Genomic DNA, 17,983 nt, shown 5'->3' on the forward strand with positions numbered 1-17,983 from the left:
AAGGGATAACAATCCCGGTTCTGCCCTCGGCCGCAGCATTCCAACGATGTTCGGTCAAGAATCGTCCTGGAATCGCCCCCATCGTGGGGGTCCTGGGTAGAAGTTGAACCTCGAATCAGGCAGGGTGGGCGCGAACCGATTGACATCGGATCAGCGTGAGGCCCTGTGTGCGCCGGCCCCTGCGGGGGCAACCGGCCGGACGCGCCACCCCAGGGAGGACGTCCTCGCACCCGGGGCCTCCTGCCGTGCCCTCTCGTCGAGCGCCCGCACCCGGGTGCTCCGGAGGGGCGTGACGCTGGTCCACGACCGGAAGGTGGCGACACCCACCGCATGACAGCTCTCAGCACACCCGTGCCGACCGACCCGGCCGCGCACTCCGGCGCCGCGCCCGTCGGCACCGACGACCGCGCGACCGCGCTCTCGGTCCGCGACGTCTACAAGGTCTTCGGGCGCCGCCCCGTCGAGGCGATCCGCCGCCTCGAGCAGGGCGCGAGCCGCGACGACGTCAAGCCGCTCGGCACCGCCGCGGTGATCGACGCGTCGTTCGACGTGAAGCAGGGCGAGATCTTCGTCGTCATGGGCCTCTCGGGCTCCGGCAAGTCGACGCTCATCCGCATGCTCAACGGGCTGTGGAAGCCGACGTCCGGGCACGTGCTGCTCGGCGGCACGGACCTCGCCCAGGCCGACGCCAAGCAGATGCGCGCGCTGCGCCGCAAGCACGTGTCGATGGTCTTCCAGCACTTCGCGCTCCTGCCCCACCGCACGGTGCTCGACAACGCCGCGTACCCCCTGGAGATCCAGGGCGTCGGCAAGGCGGAGCGCCGCGAGAAGGCCCGCACCGCGCTCGGCCTCGTCGGGCTCGGCGGGTGGGAGGACTCCCTGCCCTCGCAGCTCTCCGGCGGCATGCGCCAGCGCGTCGGGCTCGCCCGCGCGCTCGCCGCCGACACCGACGTCCTGCTCATGGACGAGGCGTTCTCCGCGCTCGACCCGCTCATCCGGCGCGAGATGCAGGAGCAGCTCCTCGAGCTCCAGCAGACGCTCGGCAAGACGATCGTCTTCATCACGCACGACCTCAACGAGGCGATGCACCTCGGCGACCGGATCGCCGTCATGCGCGACGGCCGGATCGTGCAGATCGGCACCGCCGAGCAGATCCTGTCCGACCCCGCGAACGACTACGTCGCCCAGTTCGTCGCCGACGTGGACCGCACGCGCGTCCTCACGGCGTCGTCCGTCATGGTCCGCCCCGCCGTCGTCGTCCCGCTCTCCGGCGGTCCCCGCCAGGCGAGCCGCACCATGCGCGAGGCGCAGGTGTCGGCCGCGTACGTCGTCGACCGCCAGCGCCGCCTGCAGGGCGTCGTGCGCGACGAGGACGCGGTCGCGGCCCTGAAGAAGGGCCAGGACAGCCTCGACGGGCTCGTGCGCCAGGGCGTCGCGCCCGTCTCCCCCGACACCCCGCTCGCCGACGTCTTCGCGCCCGCCGCGGAGTCGCCGCTGCCGGTCGCGGTCACGGACGAGCAGGGCAGGCTCGTCGGCGTCGTCCCCCGCGTCACGCTCCTCGAGGCCATGGTCCCCGGCGACCAGCCGAAGACCGGCGAGATCGACCTCGGGCAGACGCCCGTCGTCCAGGACGCGCCGGTGCAGGACACCGCCCCGCTCGCCGCCGCCCCGACGGAAGGCGGTGCCGCGTGAACGACACCCTCGTCCCCCGCATCCCGCTCGGCGAGTGGGTCGACGCCTTCGTCGGCTGGGTCACCACCACGTTCCGCCCGCTCTTCCGGTTCATCAAGGACGTCCTCGTCGGCGTCTACGACGGGCTCGACGCCGTGCTGTCCGGACCGCCGTTCTGGGTCGTCGCGATCGCCCTCGCCGCGCTGGCGTTCTTCGTCAAGGGCTGGCGGCTCGCGGTCGGCACGCTCGTCGGCTTCGTCCTCATCGCGGGCGTGAACCAGTGGGACAACGCGATGGACACCCTCGCGCTCGTCCTGCTGTCCGCCGTCCTCGCGATCGCGATCGCGATCCCGCTCGGCATCTGGGCCGCGCGCAACGACCGCGTCTCCGCCGTCGTGCGCCCCGTGCTCGACTTCATGCAGACGATGCCGGCGTTCGTCTACCTCATCCCGACCGTCGTCATCTTCCTCACCGGGCCCGTCCCCGGGATCATCGCGACGATCGTCTTCGCCATGGCGCCCGGCGTCCGGTTCACCGAGCTCGGCATCCGTCAGGTCGACAAGGAGGTGGTCGAGGCCGGCCAGGCGTTCGGCTCGACCCCCGGCCGCATCCTGCGTCAGATCCAGCTCCCCCTCGCCCTGCCGACGATCATGGCGGGCGTCAACCAGGTCATCATGCTCTCGCTCTCCATGGTCGTCATCGCCGGCATGGTCGGCGCCGGCGGCCTGGGCGAGGACGTCGTCGCGGCGCTCCAGCGCGTCGACGTGGCCCTCGGGTTCGAGGCAGGCCTCGCCGTCGTCATCCTCGCGATGTTCCTCGACCGCGTGACCTCCGCGCTGGGCGACCGCGCCCCCGTGGCGCGCGCGCTCGCCGCAGCGCGCGTCTGACCGGCCGCACCACCGAGCTCGCCACCGAGCACGTCACCGACCATCCCCGGCCGCGCGCCGGGACCCTGCCCACGCACCCGCCGTCGGGCACCCCGACCGGGCCTCCAGGCCCACGGAAGGAACGCATGACCCCCGCACGCAAGCGCACCACCCGCACCGCCGCCGTCGCCGCGACCGCCGTCCTCGGCCTCGCGCTCACCGGCTGCGCGTCCGACTCCGGCTCGGGCGGCTCCGGCGACGGCGCCTCCTCGACCGGCGAGGACGAGACGTCGGTCTCCATCGGCATCCCGTCCGGCTGGGACGAGGGCATCGCCGTCTCCCACCTGTGGACCACCATCCTCGAGGACGAGGGCTACGACGTGTCGACGCAGACCGCCGACGTCGGCGTCGTCTACACCGGCCTCGTCGGCGGGGACTTCGACCTCACGCTCGACGTCTGGCTGCCCTACACGCACGCGTCGTACGAGAAGAAGTACGGCGGCGAGATCACCGACCTCGGCTACTGGTACGACGACGCCAAGCTCACCATCGCGGTGAACGAGGACTCCCCCGCGCAGTCCCTCGAGGACCTCGCGGACATGTCCGACGAGTACGGCAACAAGCTCGTGGGCATCGAGGCGGGCGCCGGCCTGACCGAGATCACCCAGGACCAGGTCATCCCCACCTACGGCCTCGAGGACATGGACTACTCCATCTCCTCCACCCCCGCGATGCTCGCCGAGCTCAAGGGCGCGACCGACAGCGGCGAGAACATCGCGGTCACGCTGTGGCGCCCGCACTGGGCCTACGACGAGTTCCCCGTCCGCGACCTCGAGGACCCCGAGGGCGCGCTCGGCGAGGCGGAGAAGATCCACATGTGGGGCTCGTCCGACTTCGAGGAGCGCTACCCGACGCTGACGAAGATGCTCGGCGCGTTCTCCCTCGACGACGAGCAGCTGTTCTCGCTCGAGAACATGATGTTCAACTCCGACGAGTACGCCGACGAGCAGGCCGCCGTCGAGGCGTGGCTCGAGGAGAACCCGACGTTCGTCGACGACCTCAAGGAGGCCGCGGGCGTCTGACGCCCCGCCCGCGTGCCGACGGGCCCTGCCGACGGGATCTGCAGGGCCCGCCCCGGACGGGCTGCGGTCCCGGTTCGCCGCAGCCGTGCGGGCACCTCGGTGCCCGACGCCGAAGGCCGGCTCCCTCGCGGGGGCCGGCCTTCGGTCGTGCAGCGGGGCGTGGCGCCCTCAGAGCTCGCGCGCGTCGTCCTCCAGCAGGACCGGGATGCCGTCGCGCACGGGATAGGCCAGCGGTCGCTCCGGGTCGGTCGAGTGCAGCTCCGGCTCCCCGGACGGGCCCGTCCCGTCCACGAGGCGGGCGCCCGTCACCGGGCACCGCAGCGCCTCGCGCACCCAGGGGTCGATCTGCAGGCTCATGCTCGCTCTCCTCCGTCGTCCGGGTACAGCACGGTGAGGAGTCTACGGGCCCGAGCGGTCCGGCCCCCGTCCGCGACGGGGCCGGAGCTCACGCGTGCCCGACCGTCAGCACTGCCGCAGGCTGGCGACGCCGTCGCCCAGGACCCCGCGTCCGCCGAGCAGGACGTACGTGCTCACGCCGAGTGCCGCACCGTCGCCCAGCACCGCAGCGGGCACGCACGTGCTCGGGACCACCCAGAGCGGCACCGGGATGTACCCGGCCGCAGCGGCACCGGCGAGAGCGTCGGCGTATCCGGCGCCCGTCGCGAGGAGGGCACCGTTCGCCCACTCGAAGACGTCGCGGTTCAGCGCGACCGACGTCTCGTAGCGGTTCTTGCCGGCGAACCGCACGACGTTCCCGTTGAGGTAGGGCTCGTCGAGGAGGTCGGCCTCGACTGCTGCGCTCACCGCGCCCTCACCGCCGGCGATGCCGACGGCACCGACGCCGAGGGCCTGGAACAGCTGCTTCGTCGGGGCGTCGACAGCCGTCGCCCTGCCGTTGACCAGGACGACCGGGACGCCATAGGCCCCGGCGACCGCGCCGGCCGAGAGCGCGTCGGGGAAGTCGGTCCCCGTGGCTACGTAGGCGACCTCGACGGCCTGGCCGGCGAATGCGCGCTCGCTCACCAGCCGGGACGTCGCGTAGCGGTTTGCCCCGGCGTCCCGACGGATCGCGTTCGTGTACCCGGCGAGCTGCCGGTAGACCCCGTCGGAGACTGCTCCCGGACCGCCGACGACGACGATGCGCTGCGGCGCCAGCCGCCGGAGCTCGGTCGCGACGACGGCCGGGACCCCGGTCGGCTGCACCAGGAGGAGCGGCCCACCCTGGACCGCGGCCGCGGGCGCAGCGCTCAGCGCGTCGGCGAAGCCGGCTCCGCTCGCGACGTAGACGACGGGCACGCCGGGGTCGAAGACGGAGGACACGCCGACGGCGGTCTCGTACCGGTCCTTCCCTGCGATCCTCTCGGTCCCGGCGGCGGACAGCATCGCCGTGCGCTCCTCGAGGAGGGCACGACGCTCGGGCGTCAGGCGGGCCGAGAGCGTCGCGTGGAACGTCGTCGTCGCGCCGGCCAGGCCGTCGAGCGGGGCCGTCTCCGACGGCGGCGCCGTCTCCGCGCCGGCGGTGGCGCTCGCGCCCGCGACGACCGCGAGCGCCAGCGTCGACGCGAGGAGCGCACGTGTGAGGCGGCGCGTACGGGCACGGGGTCGGCGGCCGAAGTCCGCTCCTCGCAGGGCTGTTGCCATCAGAAGTCCTCTCAGCGGTTGTACAGGGTGCGCTGAGAGTAGCGGTCGGGCAGACGTTCCCCTAACGCGTTTCGCGCACGAGCGACAGGACGTCGTCGCGCACCTTCTCCATGATGTCCTCGTCCGCGGCCTCGACGTTGAGCCGCAGGAGCGGCTCGGTGTTGGACGCCCGCAGGTTGAACCACCACTGCGGGTGGGAGCCCCAGTGCGAGACCGTCAGGCCGTCGAGCTCGTCGACCTCGACGGGGCCGGCCCCCTGCTGCGTCACGTACGCCTCGACGACGCGCGCCCGGGCCGCCGGGACGTCCGCCACGGTCGAGTTGATCTCCCCCGACGCGACGTAGGGCTCGTACATCTCCGCGAGGTCGGACAGCGCGTGCGGCTGCGACCCGAGCGCGGCGAGGACGTGCATCGCCGCCAGCATCCCGGTGTCCGCGAAGAAGAAGTCGCGGAAGTAGTAGTGGGCGCTGTGCTCGCCCCCGAACACTGCGTCGTGCTCCGCCATCTGCGCCTTGATGAACGAGTGGCCCACACGCGTGCGGACCGTGCGCGCTCCGGCGGCGCCGAGGAAGTCGGGGACGGCGCGCGAGGTGATGAGGTTGTGGATCACCGTGGGGGTGCGCCCGGCCTCGAGCTCCTTCGCGACCTCGCGCAGGCCGACCAGCGCCGTGACGGCGGACGGGGAGACCGGCTCGCCGCGCTCGTCCACGACGAAGCAGCGGTCGGCGTCGCCGTCGAACGCGAGCCCGAGGTCGGCCCCGTGCTCGACCACGGCCGCCTGCAGGTCCACGAGGTTCTTGGGGTCCAGCGGGTTCGCCTCGTGGTTCGGGAACGTCCCGTCGAGCTCGAAGTAGAGCGGGACGACGTCGAGCGGCAGGGCGGGCAGGCCCGCGCCCGTGCCCAGCACGGCCGGGACGGTGTGCCCGCCCATCCCGTTGCCGGCGTCGACGACGACCTTGAGCGGGCGGATGCCCGACAGGTCGACGAGGCCGCGCAGGAACGCCGCGTACTCGGCCAGCATGTCGCGGTCCGTGACGGTGCCGGGCTCCTCGGCCGCGGTCGGCAGGCCGCCGTCCAGGTACCCCTCCGCCAGGGTCCGCACGTCGATCAGGCCCGTGTCCTGGCCGACCGGGCGCGCGCCCGCGCGGCACAGCTTGATGCCGTTGTAGACGGCGGGGTTGTGGCTCGCGGTGAACATCGCCCCGGGGACGCCGAGGACCCCGGACGCGTGGTAGAGGCCGTCGGTCGAGCACAGCCCGATGCGCGTCACGTCCACCCCCGCGGCCGTGAGCCCCGCGGCGAACGCGTCGACGAGCTCCGGGCCCGAGTCGCGCATGTCGTGACCGAGCACGGCGCTGGCCCGCGTGCCGGCCGGGGCCTCCGGCAGCACCACGGCCTGCGCGAACGCCGCGCCGACGGCCCGCGCCACCTCCGGGTTGAGCTGGTCCGGGACGGTGCCACGGACGTCGTACGCCTTGATGAGGTGGGAGAGGTCGGTGCTCACGCCACCCACCCTATCGGCGGGTGCGCCGCGCGCGGCGGCGGGCTGCTCGGAGGGGTACGGCGCGGGCTACTGCCCTGCCGCCGCGTACCGCTCCTCGGTCCGCGCCTTCGCCGGGCGCCACCACGCCTCGTGGTCGCGGTACCAGTCCACCGTCCGGGCGAGCCCGTCGCCGAACGACGTGAAGGCCGGCTCCCACCCCAGCTCGGTGCGCAGCCGCGTGGCGTCGATCGCGTAGCGCAGGTCGTGCCCCGCACGGTCCGCGACGAGCTCGTAGTCGTCGCGGTCGCGGCCGAAGATCTCGAGCAGGTCCTGGACGACCTGCAGGTTCGACCGCTCGCCGTCCGCCCCGACGAGGTAGGTCTCGCCCACGGCGCCCCGCTCGACGATCGCCCACACCGCGTCGTTGTGGTCGTCGACGTGGATCCAGTCCCGCACGTTCGCCCCCGCGCCGTAGACCTTGGGACGACCGCCGTCGAGCAGGTTGGTGATCTGGCGGGGGATGAACTTCTCGACGTGCTGGTACGGCCCGTAGTTGTTGGAGCAGTTCGAGATAGTCGCGCGCACGCCGAACGAGCGCACCCACGCCCGCACCAGCAGGTCGCTCGACGCCTTCGTCGAGGAGTAGGGCGACGACGGGTTGTACGGGGTCGCCTCCGTGAAGCGCGCGACGTCGTCGAGGTCGAGGTCGCCGTACACCTCGTCCGTCGAGACGTGGTGCAGCCGCACGTCGTGACGGCGCACGGCCTCCAGCAGGGTGAACGTGCCGAGGACGTTGGTCCGGACGAACGGGGACGGGTCCCGCAGGGAGTTGTCGTTGTGCGACTCCGCGGCGAAGTGGACCACGAGGTCGGCCTCCCCGACGAGCCGGTCCACCAGGTCGGCGTCCGCGACGTCGCCCTCGACGAGCTCGACACGATCGCGCACCGGGTCGAGGGACCGTGCGTCCCCCGCGTACGTGAGGGCGTCGAGCACGACCACCGCGGCGTCGGGCCGCGTCTCGACCGTGCGATGCACGAAGTTCGCCCCGATGAAGCCGGCGCCGCCGGTCACGAGCACCCGCACAGCCGACCTCCTCGATCCGTCCTCCTGGCGCGGCGAGTCTATCGACGGAGAACCCCGGCCCCGGGGTCCGCGGCGGCATTTCACCCGCCGCGGCATGGTGCTGTCGTGAGAGCCTGCCGGGATGAAGGGGATCGTCCTGGCAGGGGGCGCGGGCACGCGCCTGCACCCGATCACGCTCGGGGTGAGCAAGCAGCTCCTGCCCGTCTACGACAAGCCGATGGTGTACTACCCGCTCTCCACGCTGCTGCTGGCCGGGGTTCGGGACGTGCTCGTCATCACGACGCCGCACGACGCCGACGCGTTCACGCGCCTGCTCGGCGACGGCTCGCAGTTCGGCATCTCGATCTCCTACGCGGTGCAGGCGGAGCCGAACGGGCTCGCCCAGGCGTTCGTGCTCGGCGCAGACTTCCTCGACGGGGACTCCGCCGCGCTCGTCCTCGGCGACAACATCTTCTACGGGCCCGGCCTCGGCGACCGGCTCCAGCGGTTCGCCGAGATCGACGGCGGCGCCGTCTTCGCGTACCGCGTCTCGGACCCGACGGCGTACGGCGTGGTCGAGTTCGACGGGTCGGGACGCGCCCTCAGCATCGAGGAGAAGCCTGCGCACCCGCGCAGCAGCTACGCGGTGCCTGGCCTGTACTTCTACTCGGCGGACGTCGTCGACGTCGCCCGCTCGCTCCGGCCCTCGGCGCGCGGCGAGTACGAGATCACGGACGTCAACCTGCACTACCTGCGCGAGGGCCGGCTCCAGGTCGAGGTCCTGCCGCGCGGGACCGCCTGGCTCGACACCGGGACGGTCGACTCGCTCCTCGACGCGAGCGACTTCGTCCGCACGATCGAGAACCGGCAGGGCCTGAAGATCGGGGCCCCCGAAGAGGTCGCGTGGCGCCGCGGGTTCCTCGACGACGACGGTCTGCGCGAGCGTGCGGCCGCGCTGGGGCGGTCGCGCTACGGCGGCTACCTGCTGTCGCTGCTCGACGCGTGAGCGCCCGGGGCCGAGGCTCCGGCGAGCACGTCGGCCGCCGCGACGACCCAGCGCTCGCGCCAGCCGCCGACGGGCTCGACGCCGGCCCGGCGCAGCGCCTCGTGACCGAGCACGGACCACGCGGGCCGCGGCGCAGGGCGCGCGGACGCGACGCTGGGGACGGGGCGGACGATCGCCGGGTCGAGCCCGGCCGCGGCGACGACCTCGCGGGCCAGGTCCCACCAGGAGGCCTGCCCCTGCGAGGTGCCGTGGTAGACGCCGCCCGGCGCCGCGGACCGCACCAGCCGCACGACGAGGTCGGCGAGGTCCCGCGCCCACGTCGGCTGTCCCACCTGGTCGTCGACGACCTCGAGCGCTCCGCGCTCGCGCGCCACCCGCGCGATCGTCCGCGGGAAGCACACGCCGTGGGCGCCGTAGAGCCACGCCGTGCGGACCACGAGAGCGTCCGGGTGCTCGGTCAGCACCGCCCACTCCCCGGCGGCCTTCGTCCGGCCGTACGCGGACCGCGGCGCCAGCGGCGCGTCCTCGGCGTACGGGACCCCGACGACCGCGGGCCCGCCGTCGAAGACGTAGTCCGTCGACACGTGCACGAGCCGGGCCCCGTGGCGAGCCGCCGCGCGCGCGACGTGCTGGGCCCCGACGGCGTTGACGGCGAAGGCCGTCGCCTCGTCCGTCTCGGCGGCGTCGACGGCCGTGTACGCCGCGCAGCTCACCACGACGTCCGCGCCGGCGAGCGCGCGCGCGACGGCGTCCCCGTCCGTGACGTCGAGCGCCGCGCGGTCGAGCGCGCGCACGGGCTCCCCGCCGGCGCGCAGCAGCGCCACCACCTCGGCCCCGAGCATCCCGCCGGCCCCTGTCACCGCCCACCGCACCACGACCACCTCCGCACGGCACCCTACCGAGGAGCACCATGAACGTCCGCGAGCTCACCGTCCCCGGCGCGTGGGAGCTGCTGCCGCGCCAGCACGCCGACGACCGGGGCGTCTTCCTCGAGTGGTTCACCGCGGCGGCCCTGCGCGAGGCGACCGGGCGCGACCTCGACCTCGCCCAGGCGAACGCCTCCGTGTCGAGGGCCGGCGTCGTGCGCGGGATCCACTACGCCGACGTCCCGCCCGGGCAGGCGAAGTACGTGACCTGCGTCACGGGTTCCGTGCTCGACGTCGTGGTCGACCTCCGCGTCGGGTCGCCCACCTTCGGGCGCTGGGACGCGGTCCTGCTGGACGCCCGCGAGCGCCGCGCCGTGTTCCTCCCCGAGGGCGTGGGGCACGCGTTCATGGCGCTCGAGGACGGCGCGACCGTCGTCTACCTGTGCTCGAGCGGGTACGCCCCCGAGCGGGAGCACGGCGTCGACCCGACCGACCCCGAGCTCGCCATCGAGTGGCCGACCACCGGTCCGGACGGGCGCGCCCTCGTGCCGTCGTTCTCCGCGAAGGACGCGGCGGCGCCGTCCCTGCGGGAGGCGCTCGCGGCGGGATCCCTCCCCCGCGCGGACGAGGTCGCCGCGTTCGTCCGGACGCTGCAGGGGTAGGTCAGTCGGCCTCGGCGCGCAGGACCCGCAGGTGCCCTCGGCGTCCGACCTCGGTGACGTCCGGCGGCTCCGGCTCGGTGCGGACCTTGCCCGCCTCGCGGACGGCGTCGGCGAGCGCGGAGAGGTCGTCGTCGCTGGGACCGGTCTCGACGAACTGCGGCGACAGGCGCACGACCTCCCAGCCGCGCGGTGCGGTGAGCCGCTCCGCGTGCTCGGCACACAGGTCGTAGCTGTGCGGCTCGGCGAGGTGCGCGAGCGGGCCCAGGACCGCCGTGGAGTCGGCGTAGACGTAGGTGAGGGTCGCGACGGCGGCACGGACGCACGCCGTGCGCGAGCACTGCCTGACGGATCTCACGGCCTGACCTTACGCCTTCCCGAGCGGTCCTGGAGACGCCACACGCCGTCCGCGCCCCGCGCCGGGCCGTGGCTGGTCCCGGCCGGGTTCGTGGGAGGGCCCGGCGAGCCCCGGTGCGCCGGGCGACGGCCGACTAGAGTCGTGGTGTGCGTGGCAACTCTCCGTCCCCCGGCTCGCGCCCCGACCCGGCCGGCGCAGGGCGCCGGGCCCGTGACCGCTGGTCGCGACGCAGCGCCGTCACCCCTCCCCCGGTCTCGTTCGACGAGCTCGTCATCCCGCCGCGCGCCCCGGGGCCGGGCGGCCACGGCCCGGTGCCGCGACGCCGCGACCGCCGGGGCCGCGGCATCCGCGGCCCCCTCCTCCCGCCGACGGCACCCGCGAACCGGACGCGCGCGGAGAAGTTCGACGACGTCGTGCTCGACGTCGTGGAGCGCGTGCAGCGCTCGTGGGCGAAGCAGCTGCGCGGGACGGAGTTCGCGGTGGAGGACGTGCCGCCGTCGGACCCGGCGCCGTGGGAGGACGGCGGCGTGCCGCTCGGCCGGTGCTTCCCCGCCGAGTCGGGCCAGCCTGCACGCATCGTGGTCTACCGCCGGCCCGTCGAGGCGCGCGCGTTCGACGCCGAGGACCTCGAGGACCTCGTCCGCGACGTGCTCGTCGAGCAGGTCGCGCACCTGCTGGCGCGCACCCCCGAGGAGATCGACCCGCGCTACACGGGCGACCGCTGACCGTCGCCTAGCGTCCGAGCCCGGCCGTGTCCGACGCGCGGACCGCGACCTCGTGCGCAGCCGGGGCGTCCGTGACGGGCAGGAGCACCGAGAAGAGGCTCGGCGCACCGTCGCCGTCGTCGCCGCTCGGCGAGCCTGCGCTCGCCGTCAGCGACCAGACGGGGAGCAGGCCGTCGCCGTCGCCGACGACGTCGACCGTCACCGCCGCGGGGACGGCCTCGGACCCCTCCGCCCGGACCGTCGCCGGGTCGAGCGTCTGCGTCGTGCCCGCACGGAGGGTCAAGGTCGTGGTGCCCGCCTCCGTCCCGCTCTCGTCGTAGACACGGACGAGGAGCTCGAGCGAGCCCGCCGGCTCGTCGGCGTCCTCGTCGGCGTGGGCCGCGGGGACGGCCGCGAGCGTGAGCGCGGAGGACGTGCCCGGCACGAGGGCCACCTGGCCGGCCCGGGACGCGGCGTCCGTGGATCCGGTGCTCTCGTCGACGGGGTCCGTGTCCTCCACGGGCGGCAGCGGTCGTGCCGCGAGCCAGGCGCGGTCGTACTGCCGCTCCTCGTGGAGCAGGTCGGGGTCCGGCTCCCCGCGCCGGTCGACGGACGCGCCGCCGACGACGGGGACGTCGGCGTGCACGGAGACCGCGTACGCGCCCGCGGGCAGACCGCCGAGCGAGAGGTCCGTCACGACGCCGGGCGTGATCTCGACCTCCTCGGCCCCGCGCAGCGGCACAGCGCCGTCCTCGCCGTAGACGGTGACGCGCGCGGTCCCCGCCTCGTCGCCCGGGGCGAGCAGGCGCAGCTGCGGCGCGTGCGGGTCGTCGACCGCCTCGCCGACGCTCTCGACGCCCACCAGCGCGAGGTCCGTCGTCGGCTCCGCGCCCGGGACCACGTGGTCGACGCCGAGCGGCACGAGCCCGTCGAGCGTCGAGTGCTGCAGGTACGCCGACACGAGGCCGCCCGACGCCGCCACGTGGACGACCAGGCGACGCTGCTCGGGGGCCGCGGCCTCGACCAGGGTCACGACCTCCTGCCCCGGCCCGACGAGCTGCTGGCCGCCGCCGGAGAGCACGACCTCGCCCCCCTGTCCCCAGACCTGGACCTGGACGACGGCGGGCGTGAGACCGGGGTTCTGGAGCACGAGCTGCGAGCTGCTCCCGATCTCGGTGCTCCCGCCGACGAGCCACTGGCTGATGCCCGGCCGCGAGCAGCTCGCCGCGGCGAGACCGCGCAGGTCTCCCTCCGTCGTCACGGAGCCGACGGACGCGGCCACGCGGGGGGACGCGTCCTGGGCGGGGCGCACCGTCAGGACGCTGCCGTGCTCCGGGTCCTCGACGTCGCCCACGGTGACCTCGGCGCCCGGCCCGGGCGCGAGCTCCTGCTCCTCGGGTTCGCCGCCGTCGAGCACGCCGAGCCCAGCGGTCCCGTCGCCCTCGACGACGGCCCGCAGCCTGCTGGACGTACCGACCGGGGCGGGACCGAACTGCGCGTCACCGACCGTCTCGGGGTCGGTGAGCCGCGCCGGGCCCGGGCAGACCGAGACCTCCTGGGCGGGCTCGACCGTGACCTCCTCGACCGCGTCCGCCGGGGCCGGGGCCGCGGGCAGGAGCGCCGCGCCCGTGCTCCCGAGCACGACGACCGCGCCCACCGCCAGGACGCCGACCAGCCCGGCGCCCGTCGTCGTGACACGGCGCACCACCGCCCGGGCGCGGCCAGGGCGCGCGTCCGTCTCCCGAGCCTCGTCGGGGCTCGTCCCGTTCGTCGTCGACACCGTTCCTACCTCGTTCCCGCGCGACGGCGCCGGACCGGCACCGCGAGCAGCACGTACACGACCAGGGTCACGCCCGCCGCCGCCATCCAGCCGGACCGGTGGTCCGCGGCGTGGTACACCTCGAGCCGCCCGGCGTCGGCCCCGAGGGCGAAAGCCTGCAGCCCGCCCGTCGTCGCCGGGTCGGCCGCCTCCAGCGGGCGGCCGTCGAGCGTCGCGCGCCACCCGGACGACGCGTCCTCCGCGAGGACGACCTGCCGGTCCTCGGGCCCCTCGGGCACCGTCGTGACGACGGGCCGCAGCGCCTCGCGGTCCGCGGCCAGCGGCTCGACGCCCGCGCCGGACTCGACACGCGCCCACGAGGGCTCCCCACCCTCGGGGACGACGCGCCAGAGGAGCGCCGAGCGGCCCTCCGTCATGCGCTCGAGCCCGGGAACCATGTCGAGCCGGGCGACGAGCTCGGCCCGCGCCTGGTCCTCCGGCGCGGACGCCGGCAGGAGCACGGCCCCGACGCCGAGTCGTCCGAGGCCGCCCGCGACGTCCGCCGACGTCCCGGAGACGAGCTCCGCGACGAGCCGGGGCAGCTCGCCCTCGGTCACCGCGGGGTCGGCCGCCTGCCACGCGTGCACGACGGTCGACGAGTCGACCGCCTGCGGGCCGTCCGAGCGCAGCGCCGCGTACTCCACGACGTCGCCGGGGCCGAGCTCGAGCGTGAGCACGCGCGCCTGGCGCGGCGACGACTGCATCTGGCGGCCGACCGGCGGCACCACCGGCTCCGTCGTGGCCACGACCGCCCCGACCCGGGCGTCGTCGCGGTCGAGCACGCCCACGGTCCACGACGCCGCCGCCCCCAGCGGGAGCAGCGTGACGACCAGGGCGAGCGCGACGACGGTTCCCGAGCGCCAGGCCGGGGCCCCGGCCCCGGGCCACCGGGGGACGCCCACGAGCGCGGCACCGAGGAGGGCGAGGAGAGCGAGCGACAGGCCGGCGCCCGGCCAGCCCGTGACCGGGGCGTCGGGCGTCGTCCCGGTGGCCACCACGGTCGACCCGGCGAGGACGGCCGCGGCCAGCCCGAGCGCCGCGACGAACCACGCCCCCACGGCCAGACGACGGCCGCGCAGCACCGCGAGGACGGCGAGCACCACGACGACCGCACCGGCGGCGAACGGGGCCCAGCGCGCCAGGAGGTCGGCGGCTCCGCCCCCGTCGAGCCCGAACCACGCCTCGGGCGCGGTCGGCAGCCCCAGGAGCTGCTGCCACGGCGCGGCCGGCGTCGCCGCGACCGGCGCCCCCGGGTCGGCGAGCAGCAGCCGCCACCCGCCGTCGCCCGCCGTGCGGGCCACGTGGACGAGGAACGGGGCGAAGAGCACGAGGGACGGCACCGGGACGAGGGCGAGGTAGCGCCGGTGCGCCCGGGCCCCGAGCGCCACGACGACGAGCACGACCACGCCGACGGGCAGGAGCACGGGCGCCCCCGCGACGGCGACCGCGAGCAGCAGGCCCGCGGTGGCGGCGGCGGCGAGCGAGCCCGGCTCGCGGCGTACGGCGCGGCGGACGACGTCCTGCGTCGGGGGCGCGACGACGTCGAGCCGCTGGAGCCCGAGCGCGCGGACGACCGCGAGCGCGAGCCACGGGAGCGTGGCGTGCACGAGGACGGCGCCGACCCGGCCGGCGCCCACGGCCGTGAGGAGCGCGGGAGCAGCCACCCAGACGAGGGTCGCCCAGGCGCGGAGCGGCACGGAGCGCGTGACCGCGCCCGCGGCGAACCACGCGCCCAGGCCCGCGGCGAGGAAGCACGCGGGGACGAGCAGGTTCACGGCGGTCTGCGTGGCGCCGCCGGCGAGCAGCGACGCGGGGACGAGCGCGGACACGAAGGGGTCCGCCGGCGCGGGCGCGCCGAGCCCCGTGCTGACCCAGCCCGTCGTCGCCGCGCGCCACACGTCGCCGAGCGTCCCGGTGGCCGGGAGCAGCGAGCCGCCGACGAGCCGCCCGCCCGCGAGGAGAGCCCCCGCCAACGGCCCGAAGACGACGGCGGTGAAGCCCGCCAGCACGACGACGGCCCCCGCGAGCCCCGCCCGACGCCGCACCGCGAGAGCGCGGAGCTCGCGCCGCTCGATGTCGGTGGGCGCCCACGCGGTGCGCCGCTGCTCGGCGCGTGCGAGCCGCCGGTCGCGCCGCTCGGCGAGCACCTCGCGCCACGTGCCGCGCAGCGGGCGCAGCGCCCGGCGCGGGAGCCGGCGGGTCCGCCGTGCCACGCGACGCGCCCGGACGACCGGACCGACCCGCACGAGCGCCCACAGTGGCGCGAGCAGCTCGTCCCGGGCCTGCCCGGGCTGCTTGACGAGCAGCCGGAACGCGGCGTGGAACGGTGCGCCGACGACCATCGCGAGCGCGACGAACGGGAGCCACGGTGCCGCGACGCCGACGAGCCGCGCGTGGAGCTGGGAGTGGCGGCGCGCCGCCGACGACGCGTCGGGGTCCGGCGCGGGGAGCGCCGTCGTCCCGCGCCGGCGCTCGCGCAGCCCGAGCAGGGAGGCCTGCGCGTGCCGCACCACGGCCGACGGGACGACGACGACCCGGTGCCCCGCGAGGCGCGCCCGTCGGCACAGGTCGAGGCCGTCGCCGAACGGGCCGAGCTCGGGGTCGGTCCCGCCGAGCTCCTGCCACACGGTCCGCCGGACGAGCGCCCCGGCCAGCCCGACGGCGAGCACGTCCTCGCGCGCGTCGTGCTGCCCCTGGTCGACCTCGTCCTCGTCGATGCCGGTCAGCCGGCGCCCCAGCGGGGTCGTGGTCACGCCCACCTCGACGAGGCGGCTGACCGTGCCCGGCTCGAACGGCGCCGCGGGCTGGGCGTCGGTGCCGGGCACCCAGCGCTCCTGCTTGGGGCCGGCCACCGCGACCGCGCTCGAGTGCTCGACGGCGCGCAGCAGCTCGGCGAGCGCGTCGGGCGCGGGTGCCGAGTCGTCGTGCAGGAGCCAGAGCCACGTGCCCGGCTCGACGTTCGCGAGCGCCGTGTCGACCGCGTCACCGAACGAGCGGGCGCGCGGGGCGGCGACGAAGCGCGCGTCCCCGAGCTGCAGGCCCTGGTGCTCGCTGCTCGCGTCGCCGGTCGCGGCGTCGACGACGACCACCTCGTGGGGGCTCGCCGTCTGGGCGCGCAGCGCCGCGAGGGTGTGGGCGAGGAACGGGGTGCGGCCGCGGGTCACGACCACCGCCGTGACCGTGGTCACGACGGGCAGCGCGCCCGTGACGGCGGCGACGATCCCGGGTGCCGCGACGACGCCCGGCACGGCGGCGGCGCGCGCGGCGGCCCCCGGCGTGACGTCGCCGGGACGGGCGCTGCGCGCGGACGTGGTGAGGTCGGAGGAAGTCATGTCCCGTCGATCATGCGACGGACACGGCTCCAGGCGCGGCATTTGCGCGGCCCCGGTGTGGCGGGTGTCGGGCACCCGTCACGACGGCACCCGTCGGCGGCGCCGAGGAGCACTCCGCGACGTGCCCCGGGCGTCAGACGACGCGGCGCTTGAGCTTGCGGCGCTCCCGCTCCGACAGACCGCCCCAGATGCCGAAGCGTTCGTCGTGCTCGAGCGCGTACTCCAGGCACTCCGCGCGGACCTCGCAGCCCGTGCAGACCTTCTTCGCCTCGCGCGTGGACCCGCCCTTCTCCGGGAAGAAGGCCTCCGGGTCCGTCTGAGCGCACAGCGCGCGCTCCTGCCACCCCATGAGCGAGTCGTCGACCGGCTCACCGAAGAGCGGCAGCACCGGTGCCACGCGCTCCACCTCTCGCTCAGCGTCGGTGGGGAAGACCCCGCCCGTCCCGTCCAGCATGTTCCACATTGCTCGCCCCTTCATGCCGTTCGCCGGGCCTCGAGCGAGAACCAGGCAGGAAACTGCATTGAAGAAATTACACGCGTGTCATCCGCGGGCGTCAAGCCGAAATGTGATAGCCCCGCGGAGGCCGAGGGTGAAATCACCACATCTCGGGTGTCGATATCAACACCCTAGGGTGGTGTCCATGGTGCCCGCTCCCCACACCCCCGCCCCTCGCGGCGGCCGTCCTGCCCACGTCGCTGACCTGCTCCGACTCGTCACGCGCGACCCCGGCCGGCCCCGGCTCACGTGGTACGGGGACGACAGCGAACGGGTCGAGCTCTCCGGCGCGGTGCTCGAGAACTGGGTCAACAAGACGACGAACCTGCTCGTCGAGGAATTCGACGCCGGTCCCGGAACGCGTGTCGTTCTCGATCTTCCTGTGCATTGGCGCACGCTGATCTGGGCGTTGGCTGCATGGCGCGTGGGAGCCACCGTGGTCCTGGTCGACGAGAATGCCACCGACCCGGGCTCCACGCACGCCGAGGTCGTCGTCACCCACCGCCCCGACGCCTGGACGGGTTCCGGCGCGGAGCTCGTCGCCGTGGCGCTGCCGGCCCTGGCGCGCCGGTTCGACGGCGCCCTGCCCACGGGGGCGATCGACGCCGCCTCGGCGGTGATGAGCTACGGGGACCAGCTCGGCTGGGCGCCGGAGCCGGACCGGGAGCTCGACGCGCTCGTGGACGGCCCCCTCGTCGTCCGCCACGAGAGCCTCGTGCCGCCCCCTGCGGGCGTCTCCGGGAACGGCGGGCCGGGCCCGCGCGCACTCGTCGGGCTGGAGGGCGGCTCGCTCGCCTCCGGGCTGCGCGAGGTCCTCGCCCTCCTGGCGGCCGACGGGTCCGCGGTCGTGGTCTCCCCTGCCACGGCCGGGATGCTGTCGGCCGACGAGCAGCGGCTCCAGCGTCTCGTGTCGACCGAGCGCGTCACCCGCTGACCCG

Annotated in this window: 15 protein-coding genes and 1 pseudogene; 7 read left to right on the top strand and 9 right to left on the bottom strand. The window is 75.2% G+C overall.

The window, feature by feature from the left end:
• Positions 1–330 precede the first annotated feature (330 nt).
• From ACZ4MO_RS09550 to ACZ4MO_RS09560, 3 genes and pseudogenes are all read left to right on the top strand, one after another.
• Positions 331–1,692, top strand: coding sequence for a betaine/proline/choline family ABC transporter ATP-binding protein (locus tag ACZ4MO_RS09550; RefSeq protein WP_175009134.1), 1,362 nt, complete (start codon positions 331–333; stop codon positions 1,690–1,692).
• Between the two features lie 125 nt (positions 1,693–1,817).
• A pseudogene (locus ACZ4MO_RS09555) lies at positions 1,818–2,558 on the top strand (ABC transporter permease); the annotation flags it as partial.
• Between the two features lie 125 nt (positions 2,559–2,683).
• Positions 2,684–3,619: a glycine betaine ABC transporter substrate-binding protein gene (locus tag ACZ4MO_RS09560; RefSeq protein ID WP_175009133.1), complete on the top strand. Its 936-nt coding sequence runs from the start codon at positions 2,684–2,686 to the stop codon at positions 3,617–3,619.
• Positions 3,620–3,787: 168 nt separating this feature from the next.
• Here the strand turns inward: ACZ4MO_RS09560 and ACZ4MO_RS09565 are convergent, their stop codons facing one another.
• The 4 genes from ACZ4MO_RS09565 to rfbB form a co-directional block, all read right to left on the bottom strand.
• Positions 3,788–3,976 carry a hypothetical protein gene (locus tag ACZ4MO_RS09565; RefSeq protein WP_175009132.1) on the bottom strand — a complete coding sequence of 63 codons (189 nt, stop codon included), beginning with the start codon at positions 3,974–3,976 and terminating at the stop codon, positions 3,788–3,790.
• Positions 3,977–4,081: 105 nt separating this feature from the next.
• Entirely contained in the window at positions 4,082–5,260 is a 1,179-nt protein-coding gene (locus tag ACZ4MO_RS09570) for a cell wall-binding repeat-containing protein (protein WP_175009131.1), read from the bottom strand.
• 61 nt (positions 5,261–5,321) lie between these two features.
• Positions 5,322–6,764 (bottom strand): phosphomannomutase/phosphoglucomutase, encoded by a 1,443-nt coding sequence (locus ACZ4MO_RS09575; protein WP_175009130.1) that lies wholly within the window; start codon positions 6,762–6,764, stop codon positions 5,322–5,324.
• A gap of 66 nt (positions 6,765–6,830) precedes the next feature.
• The gene (gene rfbB, locus ACZ4MO_RS09580) at positions 6,831–7,826 is read right to left on the bottom strand and encodes a dTDP-glucose 4,6-dehydratase (protein WP_175009129.1); all 996 of its coding nucleotides are present in this window, start codon (positions 7,824–7,826) and stop codon (positions 6,831–6,833) included.
• 121 nt (positions 7,827–7,947) lie between these two features.
• On the opposite strand from rfbB, the gene rfbA reads away from it, so the two are divergent.
• The gene (gene rfbA, locus ACZ4MO_RS09585) at positions 7,948–8,811 is read left to right on the top strand and encodes a glucose-1-phosphate thymidylyltransferase RfbA (RefSeq protein ID WP_175009128.1); all 864 of its coding nucleotides are present in this window, start codon (positions 7,948–7,950) and stop codon (positions 8,809–8,811) included.
• Here the strand turns inward: rfbA and rfbD are convergent.
• Positions 8,784–9,692: a dTDP-4-dehydrorhamnose reductase gene (gene rfbD / locus ACZ4MO_RS09590; protein WP_499278773.1), complete on the bottom strand. Its 909-nt coding sequence runs from the start codon at positions 9,690–9,692 to the stop codon at positions 8,784–8,786. The two genes, rfbA and rfbD, sit on opposite strands and share 28 nt — an antisense overlap.
• 29 nt (positions 9,693–9,721) lie before the next feature.
• On the opposite strand from rfbD, the gene ACZ4MO_RS09595 reads away from it, so the two are divergent.
• Positions 9,722–10,339: a dTDP-4-dehydrorhamnose 3,5-epimerase family protein gene (locus tag ACZ4MO_RS09595; protein WP_085387525.1), complete on the top strand. Its 618-nt coding sequence runs from the start codon at positions 9,722–9,724 to the stop codon at positions 10,337–10,339.
• A 1-nt stretch (position 10,340) separates the two neighbouring features.
• Here ACZ4MO_RS09595 and ACZ4MO_RS09600 read toward each other — a convergent pair whose 3' ends face one another.
• A complete protein-coding gene (locus ACZ4MO_RS09600; RefSeq protein WP_009863301.1) occupies positions 10,341–10,694 on the bottom strand; it encodes a DUF3499 domain-containing protein in 354 nt (117 codons plus the stop codon).
• Positions 10,695–10,840: 146 nt separating this feature from the next.
• Here ACZ4MO_RS09600 and ACZ4MO_RS09605 point away from each other — a divergent pair, with 146 nt between their 5' ends.
• Positions 10,841–11,419, top strand: a complete 579-nt coding sequence (locus ACZ4MO_RS09605) for a metallopeptidase family protein (protein ID WP_342779587.1) — start codon at positions 10,841–10,843, stop codon at positions 11,417–11,419.
• Positions 11,420–11,426: 7 nt separating this feature from the next.
• Here ACZ4MO_RS09605 and ACZ4MO_RS09610 read toward each other — a convergent pair whose 3' ends face one another.
• From ACZ4MO_RS09610 to ACZ4MO_RS09620, 3 genes are all read right to left on the bottom strand, one after another.
• Positions 11,427–13,178, bottom strand: a complete 1,752-nt coding sequence (locus ACZ4MO_RS09610) for a DUF5719 family protein (protein WP_175009127.1) — start codon at positions 13,176–13,178, stop codon at positions 11,427–11,429.
• A gap of 5 nt (positions 13,179–13,183) precedes the next feature.
• Positions 13,184–16,549, bottom strand: coding sequence for a glycosyltransferase (locus ACZ4MO_RS09615; RefSeq protein WP_175009126.1), 3,366 nt, complete (start codon positions 16,547–16,549; stop codon positions 13,184–13,186).
• Between the two features lie 133 nt (positions 16,550–16,682).
• A complete protein-coding gene (locus ACZ4MO_RS09620) occupies positions 16,683–16,898 on the bottom strand; it encodes a WhiB family transcriptional regulator (protein WP_168210196.1) in 216 nt (71 codons plus the stop codon).
• Between the two features lie 292 nt (positions 16,899–17,190).
• Between ACZ4MO_RS09620 and ACZ4MO_RS09625 the strand changes: the two genes are divergently transcribed.
• Positions 17,191–17,979, top strand: a complete 789-nt coding sequence (locus tag ACZ4MO_RS09625; RefSeq protein WP_175009125.1) for a TIGR03089 family protein — start codon at positions 17,191–17,193, stop codon at positions 17,977–17,979.
• Positions 17,980–17,983: the final 4 nt, after the last annotated feature.

The sequence above is a fragment of the Sphaerisporangium cinnabarinum genome, assembly GCF_055567015.1.